The sequence below is a fragment of the Anaerobutyricum hallii DSM 3353 genome (genome assembly GCF_000173975.1).
GTDB classification, from domain to species: domain Bacteria; phylum Bacillota; class Clostridia; order Lachnospirales; family Lachnospiraceae; genus Anaerobutyricum; species Anaerobutyricum hallii.
This window is the reverse complement of the sequence record NZ_ACEP01000018.1, coordinates 1-8,999: the sequence shown is the minus strand read 5'-3', so window position 1 is coordinate 8,999 and position 8,999 is coordinate 1. Positions and strand designations below refer to the sequence as shown.

General features: G+C 36.5%; 7 protein-coding genes. 5 read left to right on the top strand and 2 right to left on the bottom strand.

All coding sequences use genetic code 11. From position 1 onward, the window contains the following. Positions 1-44: 44 nt before the first annotated feature. Positions 45-722 (bottom strand): fructose-6-phosphate aldolase, encoded by a 678-nt coding sequence (locus EUBHAL_RS01300; protein ID WP_005343866.1) that lies wholly within the window; start codon positions 720-722, stop codon positions 45-47. 145 nt (positions 723-867) lie between these two features. After that, positions 868-3,282 (bottom strand): glycyl radical protein, encoded by a 2,415-nt coding sequence (locus EUBHAL_RS01295; protein ID WP_005343864.1) that lies wholly within the window; start codon positions 3,280-3,282, stop codon positions 868-870. Positions 3,283-3,606: 324 nt separating this feature from the next. Here EUBHAL_RS01295 and EUBHAL_RS01290 point away from each other — a divergent pair, with 324 nt between their 5' ends. From EUBHAL_RS01290 to EUBHAL_RS16065, 5 genes are all read left to right on the top strand, one after another. After that, positions 3,607-4,521, top strand: coding sequence for a glycyl-radical enzyme activating protein (locus tag EUBHAL_RS01290; protein WP_005343862.1), 915 nt, complete (start codon positions 3,607-3,609; stop codon positions 4,519-4,521). Between the two features lie 153 nt (positions 4,522-4,674). Further along, on the top strand, positions 4,675-5,421 hold the full coding sequence (locus EUBHAL_RS01285) for a DeoR/GlpR family DNA-binding transcription regulator (protein WP_005343860.1): 747 nt from the start codon (positions 4,675-4,677) through the stop codon (positions 5,419-5,421). Positions 5,422-5,535: 114 nt separating this feature from the next. Beyond that, entirely contained in the window at positions 5,536-5,694 is a 159-nt protein-coding gene (locus tag EUBHAL_RS15810; protein WP_005343858.1) for a hypothetical protein, read from the top strand. A 40-nt stretch (positions 5,695-5,734) separates the two neighbouring features. After that, on the top strand, positions 5,735-8,455 hold the full coding sequence (locus tag EUBHAL_RS01280; protein ID WP_242648719.1) for a diguanylate cyclase domain-containing protein: 2,721 nt from the start codon (positions 5,735-5,737) through the stop codon (positions 8,453-8,455). A gap of 66 nt (positions 8,456-8,521) precedes the next feature. Further along, positions 8,522-8,974: a response regulator gene (locus EUBHAL_RS16065; RefSeq protein WP_005343855.1), complete on the top strand. Its 453-nt coding sequence runs from the start codon at positions 8,522-8,524 to the stop codon at positions 8,972-8,974. Positions 8,975-8,999: the final 25 nt, after the last annotated feature.

Here is an 8,999-nt window from a genome sequence, read left to right as displayed (position 1 = left end):
AGACTCTCTTCGGGGGCGTCTTTTTGCCTGCGGCAAATTCCTATTTAACAATCACTCATTGTTTTTCCTGCTCCAGTTAATCCCTCGAAGTCTTTTACAAAGTCATCAACAGCGGAGGTGATTGCCTGATTTTTTACAAGTCCTTCAATAATATCTGGAGCGATTGTGGAAGCTCCGATTCCGTATTCGCATAATTCAAGTACCTGCTGGGAGTTTTTGAAGCTTGCAGCAAGAACTTCTGTTTTTAAGTTATTGTTTTTGAAAATATCATGAATCTGTTTTGCTACCTGAATGCCGTTGAATCCCATATTGTCGATACGGTTTACATATGGAGCTGCGTAGGATGCACCGCATTTTGCAGCAAGATAAGCCTGCATTGGAGTATAGATAGCAGTAGCAGTAATGTTGATATTTTCTTTGGCAAGAGCTTTCATTGCCTTGAAACCTTCCGGGATAGATGGAACTTTTACATAAGTATTGGCACCTAATTCTTTTACGATACGGTGTGCGTCATCTACCATACCGTCTGCATCTTTGGCTACAACCTGTACATGAAGTTCAGCTTCCTCGCCGATAAAGCTGCGGATTTCTTTTAATACTTCAAAAGGCTGTCTGCCACTTTTGGCAAGGATAGATGGGTTTGTTGTCACTCCATCTACAGGATAGTATTCATAGATTTTTTTAATAAGGTCAATGTGTGCATCGTCAATGATTAATTTCATGGTAATATTCCTTTCTTAGATAATTTGTTTGGTAGATTTCTCTATATAATTTTTATTAATTCTTTAATTAGTTTGATAATTGCTTTAAGATAGTCAACAATCCCCAATGATTGAGAATCATGGAAATACACATTATTAATAAAGATTATAAAGCCTGTTCTGTTCTTCCAATAATATCGTCCTGTGTCTTTTTAGAAAGTACATTGAAGAAGGCACTGTATCCGGCAACACGTACAATGAGGTCTTTATGTTTTTCCGGATGTTTCTGTGCGTCAATCAATGTTTCTTTAGAAACGATATTGTACTGTACATGATAGCCGTGTAAGCGATTGAAGAATGTACGAATTAACATTTCTAATTTCTGCTTATTTTCTTCGGTAGATAACATCTGTGGTGTCATTTTCTGATTAAGAAGAACGCCGCCGGTAATTTTTTCTGTTGGAAGCTTGGAAACAGTTTTGAAAATAGCAGTAGGGCCGTTTTTATCTGCATTATGAGCAGGACTACAGCCCTCTGCTAACGGTTCAAATGCATTTCTTCCGTCTGGAGTAGCGATAGTTCCCATTCCCTGGCCTACATTGGCACTGATGGAAGAAGTTCCGCCATAACGGATTCCGCCAATCGGACCACGCTGGTAGCGAGTATTTGGATATTTTTTAATCTCATCTAAATAAGAATCATACGCCTCTACAACCAGATTGTCTACATAATCGTTGTCATTTCCGTATTTTGGAGCCTCCTCTATAAGCATTTCCTGAATCTTTTTATTTTCAGGTGACTGGAAGTTATCAAGGATTGCATCCCAGAGCTGCTGTTTTGTGATTTTTTTCTCTTCGTAAACAAGCTTTTTGATGGCAGCGAGAGAATCTGCCATATTTGCGATTCCAACCTGAAGTCCGGAAATGAAATCATAAACGGCACCACCTTCTTTGATTGTTTTGCCGCGACCAATACAGTCATCAGTAAGGGCAGAACATAAAACATCTGGGACATCTCTTTCGGAAGCTTTGTCAATGGCATTTTCTACAATAACACTGTAGCGAGTCATTTCACGAACCGTCCTATCCCATGCGGCTAATAAGTCTTCGTAAGTTTCCATCTCTGTAAAATAACCATAGCCTTTTGTAAAACGCTTTTTGCTGGTAAGGTCAACACCGTTATTCATGGCACAAAGAAGAACTCTTGGGAAGTTAATATAAGACATACCAGTACAACGGTAACCCCATTTGCCCGGAACAGCTGTTTCCACACAGCCTATAGCACTATAGTTATAAGCGTCTTCTTCTTTTACACCCCAGTTAATAAAGGAAGGAATGATAATTTCATCATTATTTAATGCAGGCATACCAAAACCAAGCTTCATAACTTCAATACACTCATCAAAAAACTTTTTATTTAAGTTTGCATGGTAGCGAACGGTTAAGTTTGGCTGGGTTAATCTTGTCTGTGCGACTGATTTAAGAACCGTAAAACTTAATTCATTTACCGCATCTTTCTTATCGGTTGTCTGTCCGCCGATTGTAACATTCTGATACATTGGGGAACCGGCAGAACTTAATGTATGCGCCTGGGAACGGACTTTATTTACCGTTAAAGTCTTAATCCATAAACAGGTAAGTAATTCTAATGCAGATTCTTCGCTAAGACTGCCATTTTCCATATCTTTCTTATAATATGGATACATATACTGGTCAAAACGACCATAACTTAAAGAATGTCCGTTAGATTCAATTTGTAAAATAAGCTGAATAAACCAGACTGCCTGTACTGCTTCGCGGAAAGAGGAAGCAGGTTCATAAGGAACTTTGGCACAAATTCTGCTGATTTCTAATAATTCTTCTTTTCTTTTCGCATCTGTCTCAGTAAGTGCCATATCCTGTGCAAGTTTACTGTAACGGTTAGCAAAGGTATGTACGGCATCAATAACGATAAGAACCGCCTTGTAAAATACATTCTTATCAATACTTTCTGGTTTTGTGAAATCAAGAGCTGCTTTTAATTTCTTTGTGCGTTCTTCGTAACCTTTTAAACCTTCAGCTAAGATTCGTTCGTAATTTACCGCCAGATGAGCATCTCCGGCATTGAGCTTACCTTCCATTCCAAAGACACCAGTTTCCATGAAAACACTTACTTCATCAGGAAGAAGAGCTTCTCCTCTGGCACGAAGATTATTGTTTTCCCAGAATGGAGCAATATCACGAAGTTGCTGTTTTGTTTCTTCTGTAATATAGAAAACATCGCCATCTCTTTTTTCAAAAAGGTCAAGCTCATTCATAACAAATTCCATCGTATATTCTGGGAAGATAGGTGCATTTTTGTTCTTTGTTGCCTGATTGCCTGCGATTAAGGATTTATCTTCAATATAAATGCTCATGTTTTCTAAAATCTTTTGTAACATAAGCGCGCGAACCATCACTCGTGGCTGATTTTGATTCTCTTTATAGGCCTGTGTGGCAAGTACGGCACGTTCTGCATCAATATATGGCTTTTCTTCTAATACTTCTTCACGAAAAGCAGCCATTCTATCGGTTAATCGTCCAAAATGTTCCTGATTCTCCATAGTGAAACCTCCTAAAAATTACGTTCGTAAATTGTAACTACTGTGTTTATAAAATTAAATTAACATTAATCCTATTAAATGTCAATATATTTCTTTAAGAAACTGAAAATATTTATGTTCGTAAGTTTTTATGTGGATTTGTAGGAGAAGTTATGCTATAATGACAATATATTTTTACGAAACAAAGTAAATGATAAAAATACTCTTTACTTAACTAACGGAAATATGTCAAGCAGTTAAACAAAATAAATATGTACTGAAAACCTTAAAAATGATTATGAAAAAATATCCAATATAAAATGAAAACCGAGGAGGAATAAAAAAATGAAAAAAGCAGACAGAACAAAAAAAGGAATGATATTTAACATCCAAAAATTCAGTGTAAATGATGGACCAGGAATTCGAACAGTTGTATTTTTTAAAGGATGTCCACTTCATTGTGCCTGGTGTGCCAATCCAGAGAGTCAGTATTCAGAAATGCAGATATTATGGAATATGGAAAAATGTGTCCGCTGCCATCATTGTATGGAAATCTGTCCGAAAAAGGCGATTACTTTCTTTTCAAATGAAATAAAAATAAATCCATATATCTGTAATGGCTGTCAAAAATGCATTGAAGAATGTCCTGCAAGAGCGTTGCAGGCAGAAGGAGAGGAGAAGACCGTACAGGGAGTACTGGACGTTGTTCTTCAGGATAAAGTTTTTTATGAAGAAAGCGGTGGTGGAATTACTCTGTCTGGTGGCGAAATGTTATATCAGCCAGACTTTGCATTACAGCTTCTTTTAGCTGCAAAAGAAGAAGGACTGCATACCTGCTGCGAAACGACAGGATTTCTGAAAACAGAGCTGTTTGCTAAAATAATAGAGCAGGTAGATTATATTCTTTTTGATATGAAGCATTGGAACAGTAAAAAACATAAAGAGGGAGCAGGCATTTATAACGAATTGATACTATCGAATATGACTTATGCCGTCAAAGTTGGAAAAAAAGTACTTCCAAGAATCCCTGTTATTCCGGGCTTCAATGACTCTTTAGAAGATGCAATACAGTTTGCCGCAACTTTAAGGAACATAGGAATTACCACCTGCCAGCTCCTGCCATTTCATCAGTTCGGTGAAAATAAATATGATTTATTAGGAAAACATTATGCCTATAAACACCAGCCATCTCTTCATAAAGAAGATTTAGAAGAATATAAAGATACCTTTATAAAAAATGGAATTAAAGCATTTTTCTAAAAAACACCTTTGTTTTCTTTCGTTCGTAAATAAAATGCATTGAAAATTTACGAATTTCTTAGTATACTATATTTAACGGACGAAAATGTGGAAATAGATTGTAGAGTATCAATGAATTAAATAACGGAATTACCAAAATGAAAGGATTCATTTATGAAAAATAGAGGTAATAAAATATTAGAATTATTGACAAAAGATAATAAAATAGAGGTTTCGCACCTTGCAGAAGAACTAGGTGTTTCCCAGGTGACAATGCGAAAGGATTTGGATACACTAGAAAGCAAGGGAGTCATCAAAAGAGAACATGGATTTGCCCTTCTTTGTAGTACGGATGATATTAACGGAAGAATTGCCTATCATTATGAAGAAAAAAGAAAAATAGCGCAGAAAGCGGCAGGATTGGTTTCTAATGGAGATACCATTATGATCGAAAATGGAAGCTGTTGTGCCTTGCTGGCCGATACACTTACTACAACAAAAAAGGATTTAACGATTATTACAAACAGCGCATTTATTGCAGAATATATTCGTGGAAAATCCAATTTTCAGATTAATCTTTTGGGTGGTATTTATCAGCAGGATTCTCAGGTAATGGTCGGCCCGATGATTTTACAGTGCGTGGAGAATTTCTTTGTAGACCGCTTCTTTATTGGAACAGATGGCTATTCTACGAAGATGGGATTTACCAATCAAGACCAGATGCGTGCACAGGCAGTAAGAGATATGGCAAGACAGGCAGAAGAAGTGATTGTTTTGACCGAAAGTGAGAAATTCTCTAAACGAGGAATTGTACCTTTGAACTTAAAAGACCAGATAAAAGCCGTTATTACAGATAGTGAGATTGACTCTTTTTATGAAGCAGAATTAATAAGTAAAAGGATTCAGGTAATTAAAGCCTAAAAAATGTTTGAAATACTCTTATAGTAATTTATATATTTTAGAAATCGAGTAGAACTTTTTTGTAATTCAATTATTGAGTACTTCATTAAAGAGAATTCTGGAAGGAGATTTACTATGGGAATTTATTTAAATCCGGGGAATGCATCTTTTCGTGGAAGTTTACGTTCAAAAATTTATGTAGATAAGAGCGGTTTGATAGCTAAAACAAATGATGTTATATGTACAGAACAAAAATATGTTTGTGTCAGCGAAATGGCTATAATAATAGTATGACTGTTTTGTATAAAATTATAAGATTATGGAGCGCTTAGACATGAAGAATAATTCAAGTTCAAAAAAGACATCATATATTACCAGAGGAGCGATGATTCTTCTAACAACAATTTTAATCATATTATTTTTCTGTATCATGCTATTAGTCAGCCAGATTCAGGGAACGGCTAGGATTGTCAATTATGCAGGATTGGTGCGTGGTAAGACGCAGCGTATTATCAAGCTTGAAGATGCAGGGCAGCCACATGATGAGATGATTGACAGTGTTTCTTCCTATATAAAAGGACTTCGTTACGGCAGTGATGAGTTGAATCTTGTCCGTTTGGAAGATAGGGCTTTTCAGAGTAAAATGCAGGAACTGAACAGCTATTTTAAAGAATTATGTGAAGAAATCCAGCGCGTCCGTGAAGTTGGGTATGAAAATACAGCAATTATCGATAAGAGCGAGCATTTTTTTCAGATATGCGATGAAGCTACAGGTTTAGCAGAAGCATATTCTCAAAGAAAGGCAACCGCTCTCAGTCAGTTAGAGACAATTGTTTTTGTGGACATAGGTGGACTTGTTATTTTAATTGCCCTTGAATTGATAAAGGCACTTCGCTATGCGGCCCAGAATCGCATTTTGCAGAGTAAAGTGTATTTAGATGAGGCAACGGGACTTCCTAATAAGAATAAATGTGAAGAGATTCTTAATGCTTCGGACCTACTTTCAGCACAAGATGCAGTAGCCATCTGTGTTTTTGACTTAAATAATCTTCGAAATATTAATAATAATTTAGGACATGATAAGGGGGATGAATATATCCGTTCCTTTGCAGTACAGTTGCGTATTGCTGTTGCAGATGAGTATTTTGTTGGACGTGATGGTGGTGATGAATTTATCGCTGTCTTAAAAAATGTCACTCGTATGCAGGTGGAAGAATGTCTTAGAGATATTCGGGAACAGGCGGCAAAATATTCAAAGGAATACCCAGAAATGCCAATCAGTTATGCAGTTGGTTATGCAATGTCGCAGGATTTTGAACAATCTACCATGCGGGAATTATTCCGTTATGCAGATAAAAATATGTACATTGATAAGAATCGTGCCAAAATGGAAGAGGCCGCAGAAGAAAAGCGGATGAATCAGCGACTACTGGCAAAAGTAAAGGAGATGGGATATCAGTTTTCTGACTGTCTTTATTGTGATGTATTTATGGATCAGTATCGTGTTCTCCGTGCAAGTAGTAAATTTTTCCTTGCAGAAGATGGAAGTTATTCAGGTGCAGTAGAACAGATTGTACATAAACTGGCAACAGATTCCACGAGAAAAAAGATGTGGTCACAGCTTCAGATTGACTATTTAAAAGAGCATATGACAGAGGAACAGCCCATTCATGAAATCTCATATAAGTATACAGAAGAAGATGTCACGATACATGGCCGGTTAACCGGTATTTTTTGCGATACTGGAAGAGATGGAACTGTACATCACTTTATTTTGGGTTTTGAAGTATTTCATGACAGAAATGTTGCCGCTTCCGATGAGAAGTTACAGCTCACACAATACTATGAACAGATGAAGCAGGCAATTCTTGAAAATGGAAATTATGTGGAAGCATTATTAGATACTGCCGAGGCAGTATACACAGTTGATTTTACACATGATCGTTTAGAAAAGATTTTTTATCATTCAGAGAGTGCACGAGAATTTGATTTAAAGATTGTTCTGCCTTGTTCTTATGATACCTATTGTTTAAAACAACGAGAATTTATTACGAAAGATACCATGGAGAACTATCGTATTGTAGAAGCTTCTGCAAAGTTGTTAGGACGTTTTTGTAGTGGAGAAAAACAGGTAACTGTAGAATATCGGGAAAGAGGACAAAACGGCAAATTAATTTGGCTGCAAAAAACTGTGCTAATGTCTCAGGATACTGTCTATGACAGTGAACTTCAGGAAGAGACAAAGGTAGTCCATGGAATTATTCTATTTAAAGATACATCGGTATTCCATGAAAAGGAACAACAGGAAAAAGAGCGACTTCAACTTGCTTTTGAAAAGGCAGATTCTGCAAGTAAAGCAAAAACAGAATTTGTCAACCGTATGAGTCACGATATTCGTACACCAATTAATGGAATTATGGGAATGCTTGATATTATTCGTAAAAATAAAGAAAATCCAGCGAAACTCGAAGAGTGTCTTGGTAAAATTCAGCTGTCTGCTGGTCATCTTATGGCACTTGCAGATGACGTTCTTGATATGAGTAAATTAGAATCCGGACGACTTGTATTAGAAGAAGTTTCTTTTGATTTATTACAGCTTATGGCAGATGTAACTTCTCTGGTAAATGCACAGTTACTTGAGATGAAGCTGTCCCACCATACATATCGAAAGAATTTAAAGCATACGATTTTACTTGGAAGTCCAACCCGACTTCGTCAGATTATGCTGAACTTATTCAGCAATGCAATTAAATACAATAAGGTAGGAGGAAAAATTGATACCTACGCCAAAGAAATTTCTTTTGACGGAATTACAGTCTGGTATGAATTTAAAATAAAAGACAGTGGTATCGGCATGAGTGAAAAGTTTGTAAAAGAAGAATTGTTTGACATTTTCACGCAGGAACAGACGGATGCTCGGACACACTATAAAGGAAGCGGGCTTGGTATGTCCATTGTAAAACAACTTATTAAAGCAATGCATGGAACAATTGAAGTAAAAAGTACACTTGGAGAAGGTACTACATTTGTTTTTTCTAGCTGCCATTTAAAATAAGTGAACAATCAGGAACGAAAATAGAAGAAAAAATACTCATTCAATGCAGAAAAAGCAGCAGGTAAAATGTACACAGATACACAGGAAAGGGAATCTTCTGTTTCTTCTAACGGTGAAGAATCTGCACAAAATAATCTGAACGGAATCAATATTCTCTTAGTAGAAGACAACGATTTAAATATGGAAATTGCAGAATTCTATTTATCTGATCGTGGAGCAATGATTGAAAAAGCATGGAATGGCCAAGAAGCTTTAGATAAATTTACATCCTCCGCTCCAAATACTTACGATATAATACTCATGGATATTATGATGCCGGTAATGGATGGCTTAGAAACCTGTCGAAAGATTCGTACTTCCAACCATCCAGAAGGGAAAAATATTCCGATTATTGCAATGACAGCTCAGGTTTCACAGGAATGTATGGACAAATGTCAGCTTGCTGGAATGAATGGCCATCTGACAAAACCAGTCACATCAGAGAAATTGATAAAAACAATAATGGAGTTTACTATTTAATTCATTAGACAAACTACAGACGAAG